This is a genomic window from Haloarcula regularis, assembly GCF_029338315.1.
GTDB lineage: Archaea > Halobacteriota > Halobacteria > Halobacteriales > Haloarculaceae > Haloarcula > Haloarcula regularis.
This window is the reverse complement of the sequence record NZ_CP119794.1, coordinates 1,499,022-1,523,490: the sequence shown is the minus strand read 5'-3', so window position 1 is coordinate 1,523,490 and position 24,469 is coordinate 1,499,022. Positions and strand designations below refer to the sequence as shown.

The 24,469-nt window shown below is 68.1% G+C and carries 22 protein-coding genes and 4 pseudogenes; 10 read left to right on the top strand and 16 right to left on the bottom strand.

Annotated elements, in window-relative coordinates; translation table 11 throughout:
• The first annotated feature begins 86 nt into the window (after positions 1–86).
• Complete coding sequence (locus P1N55_RS08260; protein WP_276278435.1) at positions 87–557, top strand: pyruvoyl-dependent arginine decarboxylase; 471 nt, start codon at positions 87–89, stop codon at positions 555–557.
• A 69-nt stretch (positions 558–626) separates the two neighbouring features.
• Here P1N55_RS08260 and P1N55_RS08255 read toward each other — a convergent pair whose 3' ends face one another.
• From P1N55_RS08255 to truA, 3 genes and pseudogenes are all read right to left on the bottom strand, one after another.
• Positions 627–971, bottom strand: coding sequence for a HalOD1 output domain-containing protein (locus tag P1N55_RS08255; protein WP_276278434.1), 345 nt, complete (start codon positions 969–971; stop codon positions 627–629).
• 145 nt (positions 972–1,116) lie between these two features.
• Positions 1,117–2,904 (bottom strand): annotated as a pseudogene (gene pepF, locus P1N55_RS08250) (oligoendopeptidase F).
• Between the two features lie 136 nt (positions 2,905–3,040).
• On the bottom strand, positions 3,041–3,838 hold the full coding sequence (gene truA, locus P1N55_RS08245; RefSeq protein WP_276278433.1) for a tRNA pseudouridine(38-40) synthase TruA: 798 nt from the start codon (positions 3,836–3,838) through the stop codon (positions 3,041–3,043).
• A gap of 96 nt (positions 3,839–3,934) precedes the next feature.
• Between truA and P1N55_RS08240 the strand changes: the two are divergent.
• Positions 3,935–4,440, top strand: a pseudogene (locus tag P1N55_RS08240) (N-acetyltransferase family protein).
• Between the two features lies 1 nt (position 4,441).
• On the opposite strand, the gene hisS reads toward P1N55_RS08240, so the two are convergent.
• The 5 genes from hisS to P1N55_RS08215 all read right to left on the bottom strand — a co-directional run bounded on the left by hisS (position 4,442) and on the right by P1N55_RS08215 (position 8,806).
• The gene (gene hisS / locus P1N55_RS08235; RefSeq protein WP_276278432.1) at positions 4,442–5,749 is read right to left on the bottom strand and encodes a histidine--tRNA ligase; all 1,308 of its coding nucleotides are present in this window, start codon (positions 5,747–5,749) and stop codon (positions 4,442–4,444) included.
• Positions 5,750–5,825: 76 nt separating this feature from the next.
• Positions 5,826–6,425: a DUF7411 family protein gene (locus P1N55_RS08230; protein WP_276278431.1), complete on the bottom strand. Its 600-nt coding sequence runs from the start codon at positions 6,423–6,425 to the stop codon at positions 5,826–5,828.
• Positions 6,426–6,776 carry a DNA-binding protein gene (locus P1N55_RS08225; RefSeq protein ID WP_276278430.1) on the bottom strand — a complete coding sequence of 117 codons (351 nt, stop codon included), beginning with the start codon at positions 6,774–6,776 and terminating at the stop codon, positions 6,426–6,428.
• 441 nt (positions 6,777–7,217) lie between these two features.
• Complete coding sequence (locus P1N55_RS08220; protein ID WP_276278429.1) at positions 7,218–7,679, bottom strand: 30S ribosomal protein S19e; 462 nt, start codon at positions 7,677–7,679, stop codon at positions 7,218–7,220.
• An 83-nt stretch (positions 7,680–7,762) separates the two neighbouring features.
• Entirely contained in the window at positions 7,763–8,806 is a 1,044-nt protein-coding gene (locus P1N55_RS08215; RefSeq protein ID WP_276278428.1) for a lysylphosphatidylglycerol synthase transmembrane domain-containing protein, read from the bottom strand.
• A 78-nt stretch (positions 8,807–8,884) separates the two neighbouring features.
• Here P1N55_RS08215 and thiL point away from each other — a divergent pair, with 78 nt between their 5' ends.
• Positions 8,885–9,751, top strand: a complete 867-nt coding sequence (gene thiL / locus P1N55_RS08210) for a thiamine-phosphate kinase (protein WP_276278427.1) — start codon at positions 8,885–8,887, stop codon at positions 9,749–9,751.
• A 7-nt stretch (positions 9,752–9,758) separates the two neighbouring features.
• On the opposite strand, the gene P1N55_RS08205 is transcribed toward thiL, so the two are convergent.
• Together P1N55_RS08205 and P1N55_RS08200 are read right to left on the bottom strand one after the other, a co-directional pair.
• Positions 9,759–10,955, bottom strand: a complete 1,197-nt coding sequence (locus P1N55_RS08205; RefSeq protein WP_276278426.1) for a site-2 protease family protein — start codon at positions 10,953–10,955, stop codon at positions 9,759–9,761.
• Positions 10,956–11,143: 188 nt separating this feature from the next.
• Positions 11,144–11,393 (bottom strand): annotated as a pseudogene (locus P1N55_RS08200) (DUF7123 family protein).
• Positions 11,394–11,724: 331 nt separating this feature from the next.
• Between P1N55_RS08200 and pyrH the strand changes: the two are divergent.
• The 5 genes and pseudogenes from pyrH to argS all read left to right on the top strand — a co-directional run bounded on the left by pyrH (position 11,725) and on the right by argS (position 18,200).
• Complete coding sequence (gene pyrH / locus P1N55_RS08195; RefSeq protein WP_276278425.1) at positions 11,725–12,411, top strand: UMP kinase; 687 nt, start codon at positions 11,725–11,727, stop codon at positions 12,409–12,411.
• 1 nt (position 12,412) lies between these two features.
• Positions 12,413–14,052, top strand: a pseudogene (gene lysS, locus P1N55_RS08190) (lysine--tRNA ligase).
• Positions 14,053–14,090: 38 nt separating this feature from the next.
• Complete coding sequence (locus P1N55_RS08185; RefSeq protein WP_276278424.1) at positions 14,091–14,534, top strand: hypothetical protein; 444 nt, start codon at positions 14,091–14,093, stop codon at positions 14,532–14,534.
• A gap of 57 nt (positions 14,535–14,591) precedes the next feature.
• Positions 14,592–16,358: a site-2 protease family protein gene (locus P1N55_RS08180; RefSeq protein ID WP_276278423.1), complete on the top strand. Its 1,767-nt coding sequence runs from the start codon at positions 14,592–14,594 to the stop codon at positions 16,356–16,358.
• Between the two features lie 51 nt (positions 16,359–16,409).
• Complete coding sequence (gene argS / locus P1N55_RS08175; protein WP_276278422.1) at positions 16,410–18,200, top strand: arginine--tRNA ligase; 1,791 nt, start codon at positions 16,410–16,412, stop codon at positions 18,198–18,200.
• Positions 18,201–18,210: 10 nt separating this feature from the next.
• Here argS and P1N55_RS08170 read toward each other — a convergent pair whose 3' ends face one another.
• Positions 18,211–19,023, bottom strand: a complete 813-nt coding sequence (locus tag P1N55_RS08170) for a MinD/ParA family ATP-binding protein (protein WP_276278421.1) — start codon at positions 19,021–19,023, stop codon at positions 18,211–18,213.
• Between the two features lie 339 nt (positions 19,024–19,362).
• Here P1N55_RS08170 and prf1 point away from each other — a divergent pair, with 339 nt between their 5' ends.
• The gene (gene prf1, locus P1N55_RS08165; RefSeq protein ID WP_346430026.1) at positions 19,363–20,616 is read left to right on the top strand and encodes a peptide chain release factor aRF-1; all 1,254 of its coding nucleotides are present in this window, start codon (positions 19,363–19,365) and stop codon (positions 20,614–20,616) included.
• Positions 20,617–20,632: 16 nt separating this feature from the next.
• Here prf1 and P1N55_RS08160 read toward each other — a convergent pair whose 3' ends face one another.
• Positions 20,633–21,046: a GNAT family N-acetyltransferase gene (locus P1N55_RS08160; RefSeq protein WP_276278697.1), complete on the bottom strand. Its 414-nt coding sequence runs from the start codon at positions 21,044–21,046 to the stop codon at positions 20,633–20,635.
• Between the two features lie 296 nt (positions 21,047–21,342).
• Entirely contained in the window at positions 21,343–21,762 is a 420-nt protein-coding gene (locus P1N55_RS08155) for a hypothetical protein (protein ID WP_276278419.1), read from the bottom strand.
• A 245-nt stretch (positions 21,763–22,007) separates the two neighbouring features.
• Between P1N55_RS08155 and P1N55_RS08150 the strand changes: the two genes are divergently transcribed.
• The gene (locus tag P1N55_RS08150) at positions 22,008–22,394 is read left to right on the top strand and encodes a hypothetical protein (RefSeq protein ID WP_276278418.1); all 387 of its coding nucleotides are present in this window, start codon (positions 22,008–22,010) and stop codon (positions 22,392–22,394) included.
• Here P1N55_RS08150 and P1N55_RS08145 read toward each other — a convergent pair.
• From P1N55_RS08145 to P1N55_RS08135, 3 genes are all read right to left on the bottom strand, one after another.
• On the bottom strand, positions 22,391–22,783 hold the full coding sequence (locus P1N55_RS08145) for a DUF6276 family protein (RefSeq protein ID WP_276278417.1): 393 nt from the start codon (positions 22,781–22,783) through the stop codon (positions 22,391–22,393). The genes P1N55_RS08150 and P1N55_RS08145 overlap by 4 nt on opposite strands.
• Positions 22,784–22,874: 91 nt before the next feature.
• Positions 22,875–23,567, bottom strand: coding sequence for a V-type ATP synthase subunit D (locus tag P1N55_RS08140; RefSeq protein WP_276278416.1), 693 nt, complete (start codon positions 23,565–23,567; stop codon positions 22,875–22,877).
• 86 nt (positions 23,568–23,653) lie between these two features.
• The gene (locus P1N55_RS08135) at positions 23,654–24,406 is read right to left on the bottom strand and encodes a bacteriorhodopsin (protein WP_276278415.1); all 753 of its coding nucleotides are present in this window, start codon (positions 24,404–24,406) and stop codon (positions 23,654–23,656) included.
• Positions 24,407–24,469: the final 63 nt, after the last annotated feature.

Genomic DNA, 24,469 nt, shown 5'->3' with positions numbered 1-24,469 from the left:
TGCCACGTCTGTCACCGACCCTGTCACCAGAGACGCCGACACCGAGAAGCGAAACCCCTTACCTTCCGGGTCGTCCACCAACGCCTATGAGCACGATTCGGGTCGTGTGGGGGACCGCCCACGGCCCGACGGAGCTGTCCGCGTACGACGCCGCCCTCGCCGAGGCGGGCGTCCACAACTACAACCTGGTGACGCTCTCGTCGGTCATCCCCGCCGGGCCGGACATCGAGGTCGCCGGGACGGCGCCGGACCTCGGGCCGCCGGGCGAGGCGCTGGAGGTCGTGCAGTCGGCCGCCACCGCCGCGCCGGGCGAGCGAGCAGCCGCAGGCATCGGGTGGGCCCGCACGGCCGACGGTCCCGGCATCTTCTACGAGGTCGACGGCGAGGATCCCGACGAGGTGCGCCGGGAGATCCGCGAGGGACTCGCCGCTGGCCGGGACCTGCGCGAGTGGGACTTCGTCGAGGAGACCGTCCACGTCGAGTCGGTCGCGCCCGCGGACGACTACGCGAGCGCGGTGGTGCTGGCCACGTACGGCGAGAGTCACCCGGTCGTCTGAGTGGCGGCGCTGGCCCGCAAGTCGTCAGCACCTCGCGGGGCGCGAGATACACTCAGCTTCCCGGTCCGCTCAATCACAGATCGCTTTCTCGAATACCGGTCCAGTGTCGGTACTCTGTGTGGGGTCACACACACGGAGCGCGCCGTCGCTGCGAAGGTAGACCTTCCATCCCAGAACGGAGAACTGCAGCAGTGTGGGGCGGGTCGACGGCGGGGTGGTCTCCGAGAACAGTCGGTCGACCGACTCCAGGTCGATCTCGTCGTACAGCGAGGGGAGTTCGAGTGACGCGACGCCTTCGGCGGCCGCGACAGCCTCGACGACCGCTTCGGCCGGGCTGCGTCCGGCGTCGCCGCCGAACCGCGTTCCGACGACTGGGGTACAGTCACACCGCGGTGACGGTTTCGAATATTGCATCGCGATAGTGTAATATCTCCACAATATTAAACTCACGTTGAGTCTCGATAACAATGTACGTATCCCCCGTGGGCCGGTATCCGGACTGCCGCTCGGTCGATGCCCGGGGCCGTTGGGTGGCCACACGCCCGCTGCGTCGGCTGTGTCAGTTTAGCCTCGCGAACTCGTCGAGGTACTCGGCGTAGGTGTCGAGCGCCGACTCGACCGGTTCGGGGCTGGCCATGTCGACGCCGGCGTCACGCAGGAGTTCCAGCGGGTACTGCCGGGAGCCGCTACGCAGGAAATCAATGTAGCGCTCGGCGGCCCCCTCCCCGTGTTCGAGGATGTTGTCGACCAGCGCCACCGCCGCCGAGATGCCGGTGGCGTACTGATAGACGTAGAACGCCCGGTAGAAGTGCGGGATGCGCATCCACTCGCGGGCGATGCGGTCGTCGAGTTCGGCGGGGCGTAGTACTCGCCCTTGAGGTCGGCATAGAGGTCGTCCAGGCGGTCCGGCGTCAGCGGCTCGCCGGCCTCGGCCATCTCGTGGGTGCGGTGCTCGAACTCGGCGAACATGGTCTGTCGATAGAGGGTCGAGCGGAACCGTTCGAGGTACTCGTTGAGGACGTGCCGGCGCAGTCGCTCGTCCTCGACGGTCTCTAAGAGGTGGTGGGTCAGCAGCGTCTCGTTGACCGTACTGGCCACCTCGGCGACGAAGATCTCGTAGCCCGAGTAGACGTAGGGCTGGGTCTCGCTGGTGTACTCCGAGTGCAGCGAGTGGCCCAGCTCGTGGGCCAGCGTGTACATCGACTCGACGTCGTCCTGGTAGTTCAGCAGGATGAACGGCTGGGAGTCGTACGTGCCCCCGGAGTACGCTCCCGATTGCTTGTGTTTCGTCTCGTAGACGTCCACCCAGCGGGAGTCCAGCCCCGTCTCTAGGCGACTCTGGTAGGCATCGCCCAGCGGCGCGACGGCGTCGACGACGTACTCGCAGGCCTGCTCGTACTCGATGGTCGGGGACTCCTCCTGGACCAGCGGGACATAGAGGTCCCACATCCGCAACTTCTCGACCCCGAGCGCCTCGCGCTTGAGGTCGGCGTGCCGGTGGAGGGTGTCGAGGTTCTCGTCGACGGTGTCGACCAGAGTGTCGTAGACCTCCGCCGGAACGTTGGGCCCGTCGAGGGCGGCCTCGCGGGCGGTGTCGTAGTTGCGCGCCCGGGCCATCTTCACGTCGGTCTTGACCGAGTTCTTGTAGGCCGCGCCGACGGCGTTGCGGACCGTCCCCCACTCGTCGTAGAAGGCCTCGTAGACCCGCTCGCGGAACTCGCGGTCCGGATGCTTCTGGAGGGTGGTGAAGTTGTTGAGCGTGATGGGCTGGTCGTCGCCCTCGGGGTCCTCGACGGTCGGGAACTCCATGTCGGCGTTGGCGAGCATGTTGTACACCTCGCCTGGCGCGCCGGTGACCTCCCCGAGTTCGGCCAGGAGCGACTCGACCTCGGCCGAGCGGGTGTGGTTTCATTCGGAGGACGTCGTCGAAGTAGTGGTCGTACTCCTCGAGGGCGGGTTCGGCGTCGACGAGCGCGTCGATGTCGCCGTAGTCCAGCTCCTGCAGTTCGGGTTCGAGAAAGGAGGCCGCGCTGCTGGCGTCGGCGGACAGCGACTGGGCGCGGGCGGTCAGCGCCTGGTAGGTGTCGTCGGTCGTGTCCTCGTCGCGGCGCATCCGGGTGTAGGCCGCGACGTTCGAGACGGTCCGCATCGTCCGCTCGTAGGTCTCTAGGGTCTCGAGCAGAGTGTTGGCGTCCTCGGTCGCCCGGCCCTCGTAGGCCGCGAGGTCCTCGACCAGCGACTCGGCCTCCTCGAAGGCCGCCTCCCACTCCTCGTCGGAGGCAAAGAGACTCTCCAGGGACCACTTGTACTCCTCGTCGACCTCGCTGCGTACGGGTACCGAACTCATGGCCCGGCGTAGGGTCGGCCCGGAAGTAAGCCTTTCCAGGCTCACTCCAGGTGGTGTTTCGTCGACCGATTGCGGATACGAACAGCCAGAAAGCCCCGGCTGGCTCTCTGAACCAATGCTAGTCTAAACCTTGCTCTCACTCCAGCCCTTCGAGGACGCTGTCGGCGACGCGGGCCCCGGCCCGGCGCTCGGCACGCAGGTCGGCGAACACCTCCTTGGCGCTCGCGGCGGCCTCGGGGTCCGTCTCGAAGGTCACGTCCGGGTACGCCACGCCGGTCAGCACCAGCGGGGACGCCGGGGCGGGAGCGACGCCCTCGGGCCCCGGCAGCGGGTCGGGCCCGAGGACCCGGTCGACCTTCTCGAGTGTGGCCTCGCTCCGGGCGATTTCGGCGACGAGGCCGACTACCCGCCGGACGAGCTGGCGACAGAACCCCCCGGCCCGGAGCGTGACGACGAGGAACGCGCCGTCGCGCTCCAGCGAGCCGCGAAGGTGCCGGACGGTCCCGGACTCGTCCGGGGTGAGGTTGTGGAAGTCGTGCTCGCCGGTGAGCGCGTCGAGGGCCGCCCGCGCCAGGTCCTCGTCGGCGTCTGGCGCGTGCAGGTGGTACGTGTACCGGCGCTCGGTGGCGTCGTGTGTCGCGTGGAAGTCCGCCGGTGCGGGTGCACTCGCCCACACTCGGACGCTCGCCGGGAGTTCGCTGTTGAACGCGGCCGGCGAGAGCCACTCGGGGGCCGCAAAGGCGACGGTCTGGGCGACGGCTGAGACGCCGGCGTCCGTGCGCCCGGCGGCGGCGTACCCCTCGGGGGTGTCGCCGTCGGTCACGCCGAGGCGGTCGAGCGCCGACAGGAGCAGCCCCTCGACCGTCTCGACGTCGGGCTGGCGCTGGAAGCCGTAGTACGGCCGGCCGTCGTAGGCGACGCGGAAGGCGCGCATCGACGGCCCTTGGCGGGCAGGGCACTTGTGCCGTCCGGCTCTCGCTCGGCGAGAACGGCGGCGGGGTTTATTGCCGTCCCGACTAACCCCCGAGACATGGAGTCGTCCGCCGAGGAAGGCACCGAGTTTCCCCGCCCGCCCCTGGAGTTCACCGACCGGGCCGGCCACGACATCCGGATCACCGCCTACGACGGGGGGCCCGACCCGCTCGCGGAGATGTACCTCGACTACGACGACGACTCGCGGGCACAGGGGCTCCCGCCGCGCGGCGAAGCCCAGATCAGGGAGTGGCTCGACGACCTGCTCGCGGAGGGGCTGAGCGTCGCCGCCTGGCACGAGGCCCGGGTCGTCGGCCACGCGGTGCTGTTCCCGTACGACGAGACGGCGGAGTGGCCATCTTCGTCCACCCCGAGTACCAGACCATCGGCATCGGGTCACGGCTCATCAGGGTCCTGCTGGGGTACGGCCAGGCCAACGGGCTCGGCCACGTCTGGCTGGCAGTCGAGCGGACGAACCTCGTCGCGATGAACCTCTACAAGTCGGTCGGGTTCGAGACGACGGTCCGGGACCGGGCCGAACACGAGATGGAACTCGAGCTGTGACTCACTCGGCGAAGTCCTCGAAGGTCGGCCGGTCGTACTCGCCCGGGAACTCGGCGAGCGGCGCGGTGGTCTGTTCGCCCTCGTCCATCTCCTTGAGCGTCACCTCGTCGTTCGCCAGGTCCTGCTCGCCGACGATGACGACCGTCTCGGCGTTGATACCGTCGGCGTAGCCCATCTGTGCGCCGAAGGAACGGCCGGCGACGTCGCTCTCGACGACGTGCCCCTTCTCGCGCAGGTCGCGGGCGATCCGTGCGGCGGTCGGCCGGGTGTCGCCGACCTGCAGGACGTAGTAGTCCGTCGAGAGTTCCTCCTCGGGCCAGACGCCGGCGCGCTGACAGAGGAGGCCGAGCGTCGCGTGGCCCGGCGCGAACCCGACGGCCGGGGTCGGCTGGCCACCGAAGCCCTCGATGAGGTCGTCGTAGCGGCCGCCGCCGAACACCGAGCGAGAGACCTCGCCGGTCGAGTCGAAACACTCGAAGACGACGCCGGTGTAGTAATCGAGCCCGCGGGCGGTCGTCAGCGAGAGCGTCAGGTGCTCGCGGACGCCGAAGTCCGCCGTGGCCGCGAGGACGGCCTGGAGGTTCTCCGTGGCCTCCCGAACTGCCTCCGAGCCCGTAATCTCGGCCAGCGCGTCGAGTTCGTCCGCCTCGACCTGGAGCATCTCGTCGAACTTGTCGGCCTGGCCGTAGTTCAGGCCCGCCTCGACCAGCAGGTCGTGGTACTCCTCTTGGTCGACCTTCGCGCGCTTGTCGACGGCGCGGATGGCCTCGCGGACGTCCACGTCGGCCTCGAACGATTCGAGGAGGCCGGCGAGGATGTCGCGGTGGGAGACCCGAATCTCGAAGTCGTCGCCGGTCAGGCCGAGGTCGGTCAGCATGTCGACGGCGACGGCCAGGATTTCGGCGTCGGCGGCGGGCTCCGACGACCCGAAGATGTCGACGTTGGTCTGGTAGAACTCGCGGAAGCGGCCCTGCTGGACCTGCTCGTAGCGCCAGAACGGCCGGGTCGAGACCCACTTGATCGGTTTGGAGAGCTCCTGTTGCTTGGCGACGACCATCCGGGCGACGGTGGGCGTCAGTTCGGGTGTCATCGCCACGTCGCGGCCGCCCTTGTCCTCGAAGCTGTAGAGCTCCTCGACGATCTCCTCGCCGCTCTTGTCGACGTACATTTCGGTCGGTTCCAGCGCCGGCGTCCCGATCTCACGGAAGCCGTAGCGGCGAGCGGTGTCCTCGAGCGTGTCCATCACCCACCGGCGGGCTCCCATCTCCTCGGGGTAGAAGTCGCGAAAGCCCTTGACGGAGTCGTACATGTCGCGGCCTACAGGCACCGTGCGCTTGAACCTGTCCGTTCGACCCGGACGGCGGCTGCCGCCCGTCCTGGACCGGTCAGGTGCGGCCCCGGACGCGGGACTGGGTGTGCTCGGGGAACACCGACGTCACGGCGTCGGTGCCGTACTCCTGGGCCAGCAGCGCCCGCAGTTCCACCTCGTAGTCGCCCTTCCGTATCTCGTCGCTCGGTCCCGTCTCGACATCGAGCGAGGCGGCGGCCATGGCGTCGATGGCACCGCGGCCGACGCCAGCCAGCGGTGCCAGGTAGTCCACGTCGAAGCGGTCCTCGACGCTCTGGGCGAACGGTCGCTCCACGGTCGGTACGCGGTCGTCCCGGCGGGTGCCGTCGGCGACGGCGTCGAGCGCGTCGGTCCACCCGCCTTCGGCGACCGTCTCGACGGCGTGCTCGTGGACCCGCTGGATACCGTTGCGCGGAAAGCCGTCGGCGTGCATCCGGTCGACAGCCTCGCGGGCGACGGCGGGGTCCAGTTCGACCGTCTCGTGAGCGAACCCGACGCTCGCGGCCGCCTCACGGGCCGGTTCGGGGTCGACGACGCCGAACGTACAACTGACGAGCCTCACGTCGTAGAACTGCTCGAGCAAGAGGGCGGCGAGCGTCGAATCCTTCCCCGCGCTGTACAGCAACCCACAGCGCATCTACCGGCGCTTGATGTCGAAGCTCTTCGAGTCCGGCGTCAGCTCCGAGAGCAGCTGTTTCATCTTTTCCTCGTCGATCTGCTCGCCGAGACGGCCGGCCCGGGCCAGCGAGACGATCTGCTGTTCGACCTGCTCGCCGACCTCCGGCTTGGACATCTTGACGGTGTTGAGCCGCTTCCGGGCCCCGTCGGAGAGGTGCTGGCGGAGGATGGCCTTCTTCTGGGCCTCGGCCTGCTCCTGGGCGGCTTGCTGGGCCTCGGCGTCCCCGCCCTCGCTCTGTTGCTCTTTGAGCTGTTCCATCTTCTTCTGGCGGAGTTCCTCGAGCTCTTCCTCGCTTGGGTCGCCACTCATGACTGGCTAGACGTACTGGAGTCGGGCGGAAAACAATTTCGGGAGGTAGCGAGGGCCTGAGCGAAGCGAAGGGCCTCGAAGCGGAACGGTGACCAGAGGGAGCCGTGAAGCGGGAGGTAGCGAGGGCCTGAGCGAAGCGAAGACCCTCGAAGCGGAACGGTGACCAGAGGGAGCCGTGAAGCGGGAGGTAGCGAGGGCCTGAGCGAAGCGAAGACCCTCGAAGCGGAACGGTGACCAGAGGGAGCCGTGGAGCGGGAGGTAGCGAGGGCCTGAGCGAAGCGAAGACCCTCGAAGCGGAACGGTGACCGGAGGGAGCCGTGGAGCGGGAGGTAGCGAGGGCCTGAGCGAAGCGAAGGGCCTCGCCATCTCGAGCGGGGAGCGTTAGCGACTCACCCGCCGCTCGAGGCGGTCGAGAGTGACGGAAGAACTGGAGAGCGGTGGTCAGGCGTAGCGTTCGAGGTCCGGACGGTCGAGGGACTCGAGGACCTCGCTGGCGGTGTCGTCGAGGAGACTCCGGCCCTCGCCGGTGACGCGGCGGCCGTCGTTCTCGCTGGTCTCGACGTAGCCGGCCTCCTCGAGCTGCTGGAGGGCGGTCCGGATGATGTTCCCCGAGCCGTCGGTCTTCTGGTGTGGTCGGACGCGGTAGCGGGTCGTGCCCTGCTTGGAACTGCCGTACTCGGTCTTCAGGCGGTTGACCCCGACGGGGCCGTCGACGGCGACCTTGCGGAGCAGGCTGGCGGTGCGTCGCGGCCAGAAGTCTTCCTGCTCCGGGGGCAGTTCCTTGTCGACGCCGGTCTTGGTGAACGCGGCCCACTCCGGTGCTTCGATGGCGTCCTCCTCGGCGAGCGTCTCCGTGAGGGCCTCGATGAGGTCCTCGGCGGGAACGTCGTAGAGTGTCGTCATTGCCGCTTTCTTTCCGTCGCCGTCATTTAAGCGCATCGTTCCCTGGTCCGGAGAGTGAACCGTTCACGTGCCCCCTCGCCGCGTCACTCGTCCTCGCGGTTCAACTCGACGGCGCGGTCGACGCCCAGCGCCGTCGCGACGCCGCTGCCGACGATCGTCGGGAGCAGGTAGGTCGCGCCGCGGTGGACGAGGACGGCGGAGGTGGCCGCCGCCGCCGGGACCGGGGCCGTCGAGACCAGCAGCGTCACCAGGACGGCCTCGATGGCGCCGGACCCGCCGGGAAGCGGGGCGAGACTGGCGATGCTGCCGACCGGGATCACGAGCAGCACCGTCGACGGTGGGACGCTGTACCCGACGGCGTACAGCGACGTCCACAGCGAGGCGGCCAGACAGGCCCACCCCAGCGCCGAGAGGCCGAGCGTCTGGAGCAGCGTCCACCGGTCGGTCGCGACGCGATCGATAGCCTGGAAGAAACTCTCGATGCGGTCCTCGATGATCCGGGCGGTGGGCGGCGAGCGACGGGGCGCGATACGGCCGAGGAGGCGGATGAGCGGGGTGAAGAGCCTGACGACGGCGGCCTCCAGCTCGTAGCGGTACCGCCAGCCCAGGTACGCGGCGACGGGGAGACCGACGGCCAGGACGGCGACGGCGGCGGCGGCAAAGAGGAGGTTCCGGCCGAGTCGGACTGCCCCAGCCGCGACGAACGTGAACCCGACGATGGCGTAGCCCACCGAGGGGACGAAGTGGATGGTGTCGACGCTGGCGATGGCCGCCAGTCCGGTCTCGTACTCGCTGTCGGCGGCCGTCGAGATGAGCAGCGCGCTGAGCGGTTCCCCGCCCGCCTGGCCGAAGGGTGTGACGTTGTTCGAGAAGACGGCGCCAGCGAAGAGCAGGACTGCGCGGTGGGCCGCGATGGGCGCGTTCAGCGCGCGGAGGATGGTCCACAGCGCCAGGCCCCACGATGTGAGCCAGACGACGGCGATGGCGACCACAACCGCCACCGCCGCCGGGTCGGCGCGGGTGAGCGCCCGCACGGTGTCGTCGACGCCGACGACCAGCACCAGCGCCGAGAGCACGACCAGCGTGCCAGCGAAGCCCAGGACCGTCGCCCACCGGCTCTCGTCCATATCGGTGCCCTCGCGCGTCGCGGGTATGAAGGCACCGCAATCCCCGACCGTTTTGGGCACCGATCACCACTGACCGGTATGGACGAACAGGCCGCGCTCGCGCTCCTCGGTGACCGGTTGCCCGCGGCCGGCGACGACTGTGCCGTCGTCGACGGCCAGGTCCTCACGACGGACATGCTCCACGACCGCACCGACTTCCCGGACGGGACGACCCGCTACACGGCCGGCTGGCGGGCCGTCGGTGCCTCGCTGTCGGACGTGGCGGCGATGGGGGGTCGGGCGACGGCCGCAGTGGCCGTCTACGGGGCGCCGGCGTTCGACGCCGATGACCTCCTGTCGTTCGTCGACGGGGCCAGCGACGTCTGTACGGCCGTCGGCGCCGAGTACGTCGGCGGCGACCTCGACGGCCACGAGGAGTTCACCGTCGCGACGACGGCGCTGGGCGCGGTCGAGGACCCGGTCCTGCGCTCCGGGGCCTCGCCGGGCGAAGCGGTCTGTGTCACCGGGACGCTGGGCCGGACCGGGGTCGCGCTCGAACTGTTCGAGCGGGGCGAAATCGAGCGCGCGAACGCCCTCTTTCGCTTCGAACCGCGGGTGGCTGCCGGGACCGCACTCAGTCCCTACGCGACGGCGATGCTGGACTCCAGTGACGGTCTGGCCCGTTCGCTCCACCAGCTGACGGCGGCCAGCGGCTGTGGCGCCGCCGTCGAGTCGCCCCTGCCCATCGACGAGCGCGTCGACGAGGTGGCGGCCGACGCCGCTGAGCGCCGTGAACTCGGCCTCTTTCTCGGCGAGGACTTCGAACTTGTCTGCACGGTGCCGGAACCGGACCTCGACGCCGCCCGCCAGGCGGTCCCCTGCCCGCTCCACCGCATCGGCCGAATCACCGAGTCGGGCGTGACGCTCGACGGCGACCCGCTGCCGGACCGGGGCTACTCGCACTGACCGGCGGTCAGGCGGCCACGATCTCGAATGGGACCGGCGTGAAACAGGCCAGGCCGAGCGCGAAGGTCACCACACCCAGGGCGGCCCGCCGGCGGTCGAGCGTGTCGTCGACCGTCGGCCTGGCCGGGCCGGCGTACGCAAGCCCGGTCGCGAACAGCCCCCAGAACACCCACAGCGTCCAGACGCCGAAGCCGACCGGCGGCGGGTCGCGGGTGAAATAGAGGAAGCCGGCCAGCGCGAACAGGCCGCCCGGGACGGCCGCGGCGACCGTCTCCTGGCGCGGGCCCAGTATCGCGCGGACGATGTGCCCACCGTCGAGCTGCCCGACCGGCAGCAGGTTCAGGAAGGTGAAGAACATCCCGGCCCACCCGGCGAAGACGATGGGGTGGACGGCCGTGCCGGGGCCGTACTCCGCGCCGAGTCCCGCTGACCGGACCAGGAACTCGAGCGCCTGCAGGAGCAGCGGGTCCTGGAAGGTGATGACGTAGTTCGCACCGCCCTCAGCGACCCGTTCGGGGACGGTGATGGGGTCAAGCGAGAGGCCGACGACCGTCACGACGGCCGTCGCGACCAGGCCCGCAAGCGGGCCGGCGACGCCGATGTCGAACAGGACCGTCCGGTCCGGGATGCGGCCGCGGATGTTGATGACCGCGCCCATCGTCCCCAGCAGCGACGGGAATGGGATGAAGTAGGGAAGCGTCACGTCGACGCCGTGGTACCGCGCGGCCGCGTAGTGGCCCAGTTCGTGGATGCCCAGCACACCCAGCATCGCGACGACGAACGGCCAGGCCTCGAGGACGCGCCAGGGCTGTTCGAAGACCGGGATGTAGTACCACCGGCTGGCGCCGACGTACAGCGTCGAGGCGACGGTCACGAGCAAGAGGACCACGTTCAGCCACGGCACGCCGCCCGTGTCGGTCCCGGTGGGTTCGGCGACGAGTTCGTACGGTGCGGTCCGGCCCCGCGAGGCGTTGTCGAGGGTCGTCCCGCCGTCCGTCGGCCCTGTGGCGGCCGACCGCCGCTGGAGGGAGACCGTATAGCCCCGCTCGCGGAACAGGGGGCGAAGCTCGGCGAGGAGTGTCTCCGGGGGAACCAGCGAGTCACCGACGTACCGGACCGCCTCCCCGTCTCGCCGTACGGCCGTCACGAAGAACATGTCCGAGAACTCGGCCGGCGCGGGCGGGTCGTCGGCGGAGCGACTCATCGTCACTCGATATGGGCGCTGGCTACTAATATACTGTCGGCCATACCGGGCCGAAGGACCTCACTACCCGGGTAGGGTCGGCTATCCGGGCGTGTGACGGTGTGGCGTTCGGTGGACCCGCCGGGTCGGGCCGACCGGATGGGTCCGAAAGCGCGGACGATCGAAGGAGAGGGGACCGGCTGGGGCGGTTACGCGGGTTCGATGCGCCACGTGGTCGCGCTGGTGTAGGACCACTTCTCGACTTCGAAGCTCGGACGCGCTGTCTTTCAGCTTGACCATCAGCGCGCCGATCTCTTTCGGGGAGAGGCCGACTTCGTCCGCGATGAACTTGCTCTTGAAGTACATCTCGCCGTCGGCCGCCTTCTCGGTGAGGAAGGACTTCAGGCGTTCTTCTTTGGAGGGCTCTTCTTTCGTAGCAGGGGAAACTGTCGCGCTCATCTGTGTCACCTCACTACCCCCTTGCTCCGGGATGAGTATATAAAGAAAGGAACCTTCGAGTCTCTTCGGTCACTTTCAGCCGAAATCAACGAAAAATCGACTTTACGACGGTTCGAGAGGTGCTTAGAAATTTTACAAACGCTTCTGAGGGGGTAATTTGGCGAGCGACTGTGGGCGCTCTATTCCCTGTGTAAAACCGATTTCTCACGTACTCAACGCCGCATTTAACGGAATTTATTGCCGGGTGTGGCGTGGCGTCGGCCGGTCGAGGCGGCCGGTTCGTCAGTGGGCTTGACAACCCTTAAGACCGCATCGTGGCTACGCCGGGCCAATGAAAGTCGTCGTCTCCGTCGGGGGGAGCGTCCTGGCTCCCGACCTGGAATCGGACCGAGTCGAAGCCTACGCGGACGTCGTCCGGACGCTCGCGGACGCGGGTCACCGCCTCGGCGCCGTGGTGGGCGGCGGCCCGACCGCGCGGGAGTACATCGGCACCGCTCGCGAGCTGGGGGCAAACGAGATCGAACTCGATCAGCTGGGCATCGCCGTCACGCGCCTGAACGGCCGCCTGCTGACGGCCGCGCTCGACGACCTGGCCGCGCCCGCGCCGGCAGAGAGCTACGACGAGGGTCGTGCAGCCATGCGCCGGGGCGAGGTGCCGGTCCTGGGGGGTATCGTCGCCGCTCAGACCACCGACGCCGTCGCCGCCTCGTTCGCCGAGTACGTCGACGCCGACCTGCTCGTCTATGCCACCTCGGTGCCCGGCGTCTACGACGCCGACCCGAACGAGGATCCCGACGCGACCCGCTTCGACGAACTGACCGCCGACGAACTCGTCGACATCGTCGTCGGCAACGAGATAAACGCCGGGAGCAACGCCCCGGTCGACCTGCTGGCCGCGAAAGTCATCCAGCGCTCGGGAATCGAGGCGGTCGTCCTCGACGGGACCGACCCCGACCGCGTCCGCCAGGCCGTCCAGGACGACGCGGTCGACGGCACGACCATCGTCCCGGGGGCCTGACATGGCCGAAGACCCGTACGAGGTCGGTCGCGGCGGCCGGCGGGCGTTCTGGGCCGACTCGGTCGCCGACGCCGTCGAGGCCCGCGACTCCGAGGACCCCATCGTCGTCAAGGGCGGCGTCTCCCCCTCCGGCGTGCCCCACATCGGTCACTTCAACGAGATAATGCGTGGCTACTTCGTCGCCGAGGCACTGCGGGACCGCGGCCACGAGGTCCGGCAGGTATTTACCGCCGACGACAAGGACCGCCTGCGGAAAGTCCCCCGACAACTCGCCGACCTGGAGTGGAACGTCGTCGGCCTGGGCGAGGTCGACGCGGGCGCGCTCGGCCGGAACCTCGGCAAGCCCTATACCGACATCCCCGACCCGTTCGGCTGCTGTGACTCCTACGGCGCGCACTTCACGAACCTGCTGAAAAAGAGCGCCGAACTGGTCGGCGTCGACGTCGAGTTCGTCTCGAACACCCAGTGTACGCCGACGGCGAGTTCGAGGCGGTCACCCGACGGGTCCTCGAGCGCGCGGACCGCGCCCGCGACGTGCTCGCTGACTACCAGAACAAGGTCGACGAAGAGTACGTCCCGTTCGTCCCGCAGTGTGAGGCGTGTGGGAAACTCACCGAGGGCGTCACCGACGTCGACCTGGAAGTCGGCGAGGTCCACTACGTCTGTACGGACGTCGAGGCCGGCGACCAGACCATCGAGGGCTGTGGGCACGAGGGCGCCGCCTCGCTCCGGGACGGCAAGCTCCCGTGGCGCTTCGAGTGGCCCGCCCAGTGGGAGATTCTGGGCGTGGACTTCGAACCCTTCGGCAAGGACCACGCGGAGGGGTCCTGGCCCTCCGGCGAGGACATCGCGGAGAACGTGCTGGACATCCAGCCGCCGGTCCCGATGGTCTACGAGTGGTTCACGCTGGACGGCGAACCGCTCTCCTCGTCGTCGGGCAACGTCGTCACGGTCGACGAGGTGCTCGACCTCCTGGAACCGGAGGTCTTCAAGTACTTCTTCGTGAAGACCCCCCGCAAGCAGCGGGACTTCTCGGTCGAACACGTCGACCAGCTCGTCGACGAGTTCGACGCGTTCGAGCGGGTGTACTTCGGCGAGGTCGACCCCCACGAGGACGACGAGCGGGAACTGGCCGAGCGCGCGTACCCGATGGTCGTCGACGACCCTCGCGAGGAGCGCGTGCGCATCCCCTACACGTTCGCCGCCGTCCTGGGGATGACCGACGACCCCGACATGCGCGAGGATATCGCCCGGAAAGAGGGCCACATCCCCGACGACGCCCCCGAGTGGGCCGTCGAGGGCGCCCTGGCGCGGGTCGAGCGCGCCCGCAACTGGGCGCGCCGGACCGGCAACGAGTTCGACTACGAACTCAAGCGCACCGCGATGCCCGACGCCGACTTCGACGCGGCGACCGAGGCCGCGCTGGACGAACTGGCCGACTTCGTCGCGGAGGGCCACGACGGCGAGGAGATACAGGGCGAGATCTACGAGACGGCCAAGCGCCACGACATCGATATCGGCGAGTTCTTCGCGGCGGGCTACCGCCTGCTGTTCGACGACACGCAGGGCCCGCAACTGGGCCCGTTCATCGCGAAACTCGACCGCGAGTTCGTCGTCGCCCGGCTCCGCCGCGAGGCGTAGGCCGGCCGGTACACTGATTTGTCGGTCGGTCGCCACGTATGCACCGCCGCCGCGCCATAACGCTCGCCGGGACGACGTTGCTCGCGTCCCTGGCCGGGTGTTCGGTCCCGACGTTCGACGAGTCGAGTGGCGTCACTCTCGAACGCGTCACGGTCCGGAACTACCTCGACGAGTCGGTCCCAGTGAGCCTGCTCCTCGTGGCCGACGAGACAGTCGTCCGCTGGACGACGCTCACCGTTCCCGGCCCGCCCAACCCGTTTGCGGCCCTCGAGGACCTCCCCGACTCGCGACGGCCGTACGTCCTGTACGCGCAGGTTCCCGAGACCGACCGTGACAGACCCGTTCGCGCCGACCTCGTCGAGGACGCCGGCGAGCAGTCCTGTCTCACGGTGACGTTGGAAGTCCGCGCGAGCGAACGGGACGAGTCGACGGTGCCGACCGTCGTCTACGGGACCATCGGTCGCTGTCGCGACGCCCAGTGACTGGCCGACTGCGTGGAACCAAACTCTCTTGAATCGGTGCCCCCTCCCTAGCGGTAGATGGTGAGCACGCTGACGTGGGTCCTCGCGGGCCTCGTCGCCTACAGCTTCGTGGCGATGGTTCTCCGTGCCCGTGGCGTGGTACCCGAGTACGTCCGGTTCAGCGGCCCGATTACGACGATACACACCCAGCGCGGCAAGGCGTTCCTGACCTGGCTGGCCCGCCCGAAGCGGTTCTGGCGGGCCTGGGGGAACCTGGGTGTCGGCATCGCCATCGTCGTGATGGTCGGGTCCTTCCTGCTGGTCGCCGTCGGGGCCGTCCAGGCCATCCTCGACCCACAGCCCTCCGCGCTGAACGAACCGCGCAACGCGTTGGCGATCCCCGGCGTCAACGACTTCCTCCCGCTCTCGGTGGCGCCCGAGATCGTCCTGGGCCTGGTGCTCGGTCTGGTCGTCCACGAGGGCGGCCACGGCCTGCTCTGTCGGGTCGAGGATATCGACATCGAGTCGATGGGGCTGGCGATGCTGACCGTGGTCCCCGTCGGGGCCTTCGTCGAACCCGACGAGGAGGCGCTCCTGAAGTCGGACCGGGGCGCACAGACCCGGATGTACGCGGCGGGCGTGACCAACAACTTCGCGCTGGCCCTGGTCGCACTCGTACTCCTGTTTGGGCCCGTTGCGGGCGCGATCGCCGTCGTCGACGGCGTCCCGATCGGGGGCACGCTGGAAGGGACGCCAGCCGCCGACGCCGGCCTCGAGTCCGGCGACGTCATCACGGCCGTCGACGGCGACCCCGTCGCCAATGGCCGCGAACTGGAGGCAGTCCTCGCGGCGACCGACAACCAGACCGTGACCGTCTCGCGGCGCGACGGCGAGGCCGTCCGCGTCGAGCGAGCCGTCGTCGTCGCCAGCGCCGTCCAGAGCTCGCAACTGCGCAACGGCGATACCATCACCGCAGTCAACGGGACGGCGGTGGACACCCGCAGCGAGTTCGAGCGGGCCGCGCGCAACACCACCGTCGCGACGCTCCAGACCGAGGACGGCCGGACGGTGACCATGCCGCTTGGCAGTTACGTCCTCGTGGCCGAGGACGGCGCGCTGGCCGACGCGGGCGGCCCCGCCGGCGGGTCGATGGTCGTCACCGAGCTCGACGGCCAGCGGATCCACGACTCCCAGGCGCTGCTCGCCGCGCTCGACGCGACCAGTCCGGGCGACCGGGTGACCGTCACCGGCTACGTCGACGGCGAGCGCCGAACGTACGAGGTCACGCTCGGCTCGACTGCGGGGTCGGAGAACGGCATCCTCGGCATCAACGCGCTGGCGGGGGTCAGCGGCGTCTCGGTCGACGACTTCGGCATCGACGAGTACCCGGCCGCCACCTTCCTCTCCTTTATCGGCGGCGAGACGGACGACCCGACGGCCGACCGGGGCTTCTCGTTCGCCCAGCGGGTCTTCGGCGTGCTCATCTTGCCGTTCATCGGGGTCGCCGGCGGCTTCGGCTACAACTTCGCCGGGTTCACCGGCATCGCGACGAACTTCTACACCGTCCAGGGGCCCCTTTCCGTGCTCGGCACCGGCGGCGTCTTCGTGCTCGCCAACGCGCTGTTCTGGACCGGGTGGATAAACGTCGTCATCGGGCAGTTCAACTGCGTGCCGACGTTCCCGCTCGACGGCGGGCACATCCTCCGGACGACGACCGAGTCGTTCGTCTCTCGGCTCCCGATTCCCGACCGGCGCCGACTGACGACGGCCGTCACGCTGACCGTGACGCTGTCGATGATCGGCGGACTCATCCTGATGGTGTTTGGGCCCCGACTGTTCACCTGATCGGTCGACCCTTTCGTTACCCATTTACCCCCCGCCGCGAAAGCCGGGCGTATGTTCCTGCAGCTCCGCGCGGAGGTCGAGGACGCCCTCGAGTCCGCGCTCACGCGTCTCGACCTGCCGACCGACGACCTCGGTATCGAGGAGCCGCCGGCGGACGTCGACGCCGTCCTCGCCTCGAGCGTGGCCTTCCGCCTCGCCGGCGAGGTCGGCGCCCCGCCGCCGGAGGTCGCCGCCCAGGTCGCCGACGAGATCGACGCCGCGGCCTTTCCCTACGTCAGCACGGTCGCGACACAGGGCCCCTACGTCAACTTCCTGCCCAGCGACGCGTACTTCGCGGACACGCTCGATGCCGCGACCGACGGCGACTACGGCCGCCTCCCCGCCAGACACGAGCGCGTCGTCGTCGAACACACCTCGGCCAACCCCACCGGCCCGGTCCACGTCGGCCGGGCGCGCAACCCCATCATCGGTGACGCCGTCGCACGCGTGCTCGACTACGCCGGCTACGACGTCGACCGCCACTACTACGTCAACGACGCGGGCCGCCAGATCGCGGTGTTCACGTGGGCCTACGAGGCCTTCGACGAGAGCGACCTCCCGGAACCGGAGCGAGACGCCCCCGAGTACGAGATGGTCCGCTACTACCGCAAGGGCAACCAGTTCCTTGAAGAGGCCGACCCGGAGCGCGTCGAGTCGGCCGAGAGCGAGATTCAGGCCATCCTCCAGGGTCTCGAGGACGGCGACGAGGAGACCTACGAGCGGGTCGCCGAGGTGGTCGACACCGTGCTGGACGGAATGTGCGACACCCTCGAGCGCCTCCCCGCCGAGTTCGACGAGTTCGTCAAGGAGACCCGGTTCATGCGCGACGGCTCGACCGACGACCTGGTGGGCCGTCTGAAGGAACTGGACTGTGCGGTCTACGAGGACGACGCCTGGCAACTCGATCTGCCGGATTTCGAGAAGCACCTCGTCTTCCTGCGCTCGGACGGCACCTCGCTGTACACCACGCGGGACCTGGCCCACCACGAGTGGAAGTTCGAGAACTACGACCGCGCCGTGACGGTCCTGGGCGAGGACCACAAGCTCCAGGCCGACCAGCTCTCCGCGGCGCTGGACCTGCTGGGCAACGACACCGACCAGCTCAGTCAGGTCTTCTATTCGTGGGTCAACCTCCCCGAGGGCGGGATGAGCACCCGCGAGGGGACCGGCATCGATCTGGACGACCTGCTCGACGAGGCAATCGACCGCGCCCGCGAGGAGGTCGAGTCGCGGCTGGACGACCGGACGCGCAACGACCTCGACGAGGACGACGTCGAGCGCATCGCCCACCAGGTTGGCATCGGGGCGGTCCGCTACGACATCGTCTCCAAGCAACCGACGAAGGGCATCACCTTCGAGTGGGACCGCGCGCTCGACTTCGAGGCCCAGTCGGCGCCGTACGTCCAGTACGTGCACGCGCGGTGTTGTGGGATTCTCAGCGAGGCGCGGAACCGTGCCTCGGACAGTCGAGCGGTGGAACCGCGAGACGATGACGTCGAGGACGGGGTGCCCACAGCGCCGGACGCCGACGTCCTGCAAGAACCCGAGGAACGCGACCTCCTGCGGGTCCTCGCCCGCTTCCCGGCCGTCGTCGAGACGGCCGCCGACGACCTCCAGCCACACTCTGTCGCCACCTACACCCGTGACCTCGCGGAGACGTTCAACGCCTTCTACCGCGAGTGCCCGGTCCTCGACGCCGACCCCGAGACCCGTGCCGCACGCCTGGCGCTGGTCGCCGGGACGCGCCACACCGTCGCGAACGCGCTGGACGTGCTGGGCGTCGCTGCGCCGGACTCTATGTAGGGCCCGCGACTCAGTTGAACAGGCCGAAAACGCCGCCGGAACTCTCCTCCTCGTCGTCGGATTCGGATGTCTCGTCGACGAACCACTCGTCGTCCACGATGGTCTCGACGTCCTCGGTGGCCGTCTCGCCGTCGAAGAACACGCCCTCGAGCGCCTCGGCCAGTCGCATGAAGGCGTCCGAGGCAGGGGCCTCCGGGGCGCTGAACACGAGCGGTTCGTCGGCCGTCGCCTCCCTGCTGTCCGGGACGACCGCGAGCAGCGGGAACGAAAAGCGGTCCGCGATGGCGGCCACGTCCGTCTCGCGGGTCACCCGGTTGAGTATCGCGCCGACGACGGCCCCGTCGATGCGGTCGGCCAGTTCGGCGGTCTTTATCGTATCTCTCACGGCCACGTCGTCCGGCGTCGTCACCAGGACGATGCCGTCGGCCAGCCCCAGCGGGACCGCCACCGCGTCGCTCAGGCCCGCACCGGTGTCGACGAGCACCACGTCGTAGGCGTTGCGCAGCGTCTTGACGACCCGCCGGAGGTTGGCGGGGTCGGCGTCGGCGAAGGCGTCGAGCGACTGGTCGCCGGGGATGACCGTCAGCCCGCCGGGCGCGTCGGTGAGCGCCTCGCTCACGGGGCCGTCACCGGCGAGCACGTCGTGGAGGCTCCGGTCGGGCTCGACGTCGAGCATCGCCCCCAGGTTCGCCATCCCGAGGTCCGCATCGACGACCGCCACGTCGTACCCCAGCTCCTGGAGTCCGGCCCCGAGGTTGACCGCGGTCGTCGTCTTCCCGACGCCGCCTTTCCCGCCCGCGATTGTACAGACGTAGCCCGCCATGTTCTGATTGCTTGTCTTCAGGGTAGTGGGGCATATAAATCCTGCCGGCCGAACGCGTGCTGTCGGCTGTTCGCCGGAGCGTGTGTCTGTCCCTCCCCTGACGGGTGTTTCAGCACCGGAACCGCTCGTCCGACGGTCGGCCTGTCCGTGCGCTACGGACCGCCCTCGTTTCTGTTCCGCGGTTCGCTTCGCCCACCGCTCCACATCGAGGGTCTTCGCTTCGAACAGACCCTCGCTATCTCGCGGGTCACTGCGTTCCCCGCTCGACATCTGGGCGGCCCTCACTGCGTTCGGCCCGCCCCGTTCAACAGTTTCTTACCCACCACTAGCCAAACGGGGATAATGAGTGAGCAGGAACAGGAGCAGTCGGACAAACAGAAATACGAGTTCCGCAAGGTCATCGAGGAGCTCAAGGGATACAGCGGCTCGGGCACCCAGCTGGTCTCTATCTACGTCCCCGAGGACAAGCAGCTGAGCGACGTGGTCGCCCACGTCACGCAGGAACACTCCGAGGCGTCGAACATCAAGTCCAAAGACACCCGGACGGCCGTCCAGGACGCGTTGACCTCCATCAAAGACCGGCTTCGGTACTACGACAACCCGCCGGAGAACGGGATGGTGCTGTTCTCGGGCGCCATCGACACCGGCGGCGGCCGGACGGACATGGTCACCAAATCCCTCGAGAGCCCGCCGGACCCCATCGAGTCGTTCCGGTACCACTGCGACTCGGAGTTCCTCACCGAGCCCCTAGAGGAGATGCTGGCCGACAAGGGCCTGTTCGGGCTCGTCGTGCTCGACCGGCGCGAGGCCAACGTCGGCTGGCTCAAGGGCAAACGCGTCGAGGCCGTCAAGTCCGCCTCCTCGCTGGTCCCCGGCAAGCAGCGCAAAGGTGGCCAGTCCGCACAGCGGTTCGCCCGTCTGCGCCTGGAGGCCATCGACAACTTCTACCAGGAGGTCGCGGGGATGGCAAACGAGCTGTTCGTCCCCGAGCGCCACGAGATGGACGGCGTGCTCGTCGGCGGCCCCTCGCCGACGAAAGACGAATTCCTCGACGGCGATTACCTCCACCACGAGCTCCAGGACATGGTGCTCGGGAAGTTCGACGTCGCCTACACCGACGAGTCCGGGCTCTACGACCTGGTCGACGCCGCCGAGGAGGTCCTGGCCGAACACGAGATGCTCCAGGACAAGCAGGTCATGGAGGAGTTCTTCAAACAGCTCCACGACGGCGAGAAGGCCACCTACGGGTTCGACCAGACCCGGAAGAACCTCAACATGGGCGCCGTCGAACAGCTGCTCATCTCCGAGGACCTCCGGAAGGACGTCGTCGCCTACACGTGCGAGAACAGCCACGACGAGTTCGAACTCGTCGATGCGAACGCGAGCACCGGTGACCACGACTGTACCCGCTGTACCGCGACGGTCCCCGCCGAGGAGGGCAAACGAGAGGACGCCATCGACCACCTGATGGAACTGGCAGACCAGCGGGGCACCGAGACGGTGTTCATCTCCACCGACTTCGAGAAGGGCGAACAGCTGCTCAACGCCTTCGGCGGCGTCGCCGGCCTCCTGCGGTACTCGACGGGCGTGTAAACGACGGAGACACCGCTCACTCTATCTCTTCGGGCGACTGGTAGCGGGCGTAGAGCACGGCCGTACACGTACAGGGAGAGGCCTCGCAGTCCGCACAGTCGGTCCGCTCCTCGCGCCAGTAGCCGTCGATACGAGCGACCTCCCGGAAGCCAAAGGACTCCAGAATCCCGGCGATGGCGACGTCGTCGTCGCGCTCACGCCCGAGCGCGAACAGCGCCGTCGCGCCGTTGTCGGCACAGGTCTCCAGGCAGCGTTCGACCAGTTCGGTCCCGATACCGCGCTTCTCGAAGCCGTCTTTCACCGCGACCGTCCCGATGACGCCCACGCGGTCTGCGTGCTGCAGCGCCTTCGACAGTTCGGTCTCCGGGACGTTCAGCGACGACCGGAAGGCGTCCTGGTCGAGGACCCCACCCACGCAGAACCCGATCACCTCGCTCGGCACGGGGTCTCCCGGCCCGGTCCGGTCGGTTATCGACGGCTCGCCGAGCAACGAGTCGGTCAGGTTCGCCGCGAGCGACGTCTCCGTCTCGAAGCCGGTGTCGATCTGTGCGACGTGCCCGAAGTGCGCGTCGTCGGCGTCGAGTGCCCGCGTCAGTAACTCGGCCGAGACGTCCTCCGGTCCTAGCTGTTGCTCGGCGATGTCGACTGCCGCGGGGACGTGGGACCTGTGGACCGGGTGGATGCTGTACGCGTCGAGGACCGGGACGAACCGGTAGCGACCGGAGTTCAGCGTGTCGTTTCGCTCCTGATACCCCGACCACAGCCCCTCGAGCTCCCCGTCGTAGTTGATGTGGAAAAAGAAGTTCCCGATGGAGGTGTCGTGGGATTGGTCGAGTAGTAGATGCCGTTCAGGTAGCCGGTCTCGGACACCTGTCCCTCGAACTTCCACTCGATGTCCGAGTCGGGCATCTCAGAGACGCTCTCTATCTCCGTCCCACGCTGTGTCAGGGTCGCCGCCGCCGACTCGGTGACGAGCTCGCCGTCGACCTCCTGCTCCCAGGTGGTGATGTACTCGCCCGCGATCGGATACTGCCGCTCGAGATATTTGTTGTAGGCCACGTCCTTCGCCCGCATGACGCCCCCGACCAGCAACGCCGCCCCGATACCGACAACCACGTTCTCCACGGCGATCCCGAAGAGGTCCATGAGCGACCCATTTGGTGACGTTTACGTAAGTTCTATCGGTCGACTGGGGGCCCAAACGTACCGAGATGGATACCAGACGTACCAGTCCCGTCCGGGAGACGTCGTCTTCGGTACGTCCGGTGGACCTCGTCGGTTCGTGGGAATGTCCTCGAACGACGGTGTCACCGGGTCGGTTCGGCGCCTCGCCGGGGAGTATTGCACTACACGGACAAACTCTTAACTCGTCGCTCCCCGTAGATAGGACAATGACCACCGACAGCGAGCGCGTCAACAGGACGGACCCGTCGACGGTGTCGGACCAGGCCGACCGGGTCCTCGTTTCCTTCCGGTCGCCCGAGACCGACCCCGACGAGAACGAGGGCTGGTTCGTCGCCGACAGCGCCTGGCTCGAGGAGAACATGACCGAACCGACTTACCTCCGGTACCTCCGGTGGGCCCACGCCGGCCCCGTCGCCGTCGGCGACGAATGGGATGAGTTCGTCAACTGTGGCTGTGCGAGTCCGGAAGACGTGATTCTGCGCGTCGAGCGTGTCGAGGGCGGCACCGGCATCGGTGCGGACACGACCATCGACGTCGTCTCGCGAAAGCGGGTGCTGGAAGCCGACGACGCCAGTGCGGTCCGGGCTCCCTAGAGCAACTGCGCCAGCTGGTGGCGACGCGCCCCGAGGTTCACGAAGGCGTCGTCGCCGAACGAATCGTCCAGCCAATCGACGACCAGCAGCGGGTCGGTCCCCGCGCGCTCGACCCGTTCCAGCAACGCCGTGATCTCCTGGCGGTGCAGCGCGAGCGAGTCGAGCAACCCGACGAGCAACGCCATCGGTACCGCCGCCTCGGGGTTCGACGGGAAACTGTCGTCGAGCGCGGTGAGGTCGGGCACCGTATCCGGCGGGTCCTCGACGGGGTCCATCGTGAGACACGACCGGCAGAGACTCACCCCGACGGTCCCCTCGGGGAGGTACTGGCGCAACTCCTCGGCCACCGGGACCGCGACGGTCTCGCCACCGCAGTTCGAACAGGCCATGCCGGTAGTGCGTGTGGCGACAGGAAGAGCGTGACGGCTGGCACCCCCGGACCAGCAATCAGCGCGAGAACGAGAACGGCTCGGACGGGGGTCAGTCGTCGGCGGTGACGGGTTCGACTTCCTCTTCGGCGGCCTCCTCGGCCGCGATGGCGTCCTCCTCGGCCTCCTTCTTGGCCTTGATCTTCTTCATGCGGAAGATCTCCTCGCGTTCCTGTTCCTCGAGTTTCTGCTCGATGTACTCCTGGTTGTCATAGAGGTCGGGCAGGAGCTTGAACTCCAGGGCGTTGACGCGGCGCTTGGTAGTCTCGATCTCCTCTAACATCTTCTTCATCGCCGTCTCCACCTCGGCGGCGAGGATGATGGTCTCGAGCAGCTCCTCGTAGGCCTCGGCGGCCTCGTCGATGCGCGCGGAGGTACCCATCACGCCGTAGCCACGCTCGTCCAGCGACTTCTTGACCTTGCTGGACTCGATCTGGGGGACGACCACGCCCATGATGTTCTTCGACTGGGTCGTCAGTTCGGGGTGTTCCTTCAGCGCGGCGGCGGCGCCTCGCACGGCGACGTCCCCCTCCATCGCTCGCGCCATGTTGATGGCTCGCTGGGCCCGCTCGTAGTCGTCGCCCAGGTCCTCCCGGACGTCCTGGGCCTGGTCCAGGATGTCCATGAACTCCATGATGAGGCCGTCACGCTTCTTCTCCAGCGTGTCGTGCCCACGCTCGGAGAGCTCGATGCGGTCCTCGATCTGCATCAAGTTCTTCCGTGTGGGTTTGACGTCCTTCGCCATTACCGACTCTTTCAGGGCGGAGTCAGTTAACCGTTTTCAGTCGTGACTGGCGAGTGGTACACGAAAAAATGTCGTCGCGTCGGTCGTCAGTCGTCTGCCGGGGCCGCGCCGCTCGCGGTCGCCTGCGCAGCGCCGTCGAGGACGCTGTGACTGCGCAGCAGGATGAACCCGAAGCCGACCTTCGCGACGAGGTCGATTACCATGAAGCCGGCCGTCTCGATACCCAGCGTCACCAGGCCGAGCCCCTCGGTCCCGACGAGCCACCAGACCGGGTATATCAGCCAGACGACCAACACGAGGTTACGCAACGTGCGGAACGTCTGTTGGGTGTCGCTGGGCAAGTCGGCGACCCGGCCGGAGAGCGAACTGAACAGGAAGTACAGCAACACGAGCAGGAACGCCGTGCTGATACCCCACCAGACGAGTCGCTCCGCGCCGGCCGAGAGGACGCCGCTCCCCGCGCTGAGCGTCGCGACGACACCGGTGCCGATCATCAGCACGTCGAGGCTCACCAGCGAGGCGATGGTGTTGCGGTCGGCACCCGCGAGCAAGCCGAGGTCATAGAGCAACAGCGGCGTGGTGAACAGCCAGTCCGTGTACCGGGCCCAGTAGATGGGCACCTCCTCCCCGCCCAACTCGATTATCGTCAGTCCGAACCCGAGCGCCATCGCGAGGTAATTCACGAAGGCGATCGCTGTTATCAGTATCGTCGCGATGTAGAACTTCTGTCTTCGTTCGTCGGTCTCTCCCCAGCCGCGACCGATGAAGTACAACATGCCGAGGAACATCCCGGCAGTACCGAGCCACAGCCATATCGATTCGCCACCTGGTGCAGGCATAGTGCACCGGACACTACGTAGCACCTGTCAATATCTGTCATGCCAAAATAGTTAGGGACGGGG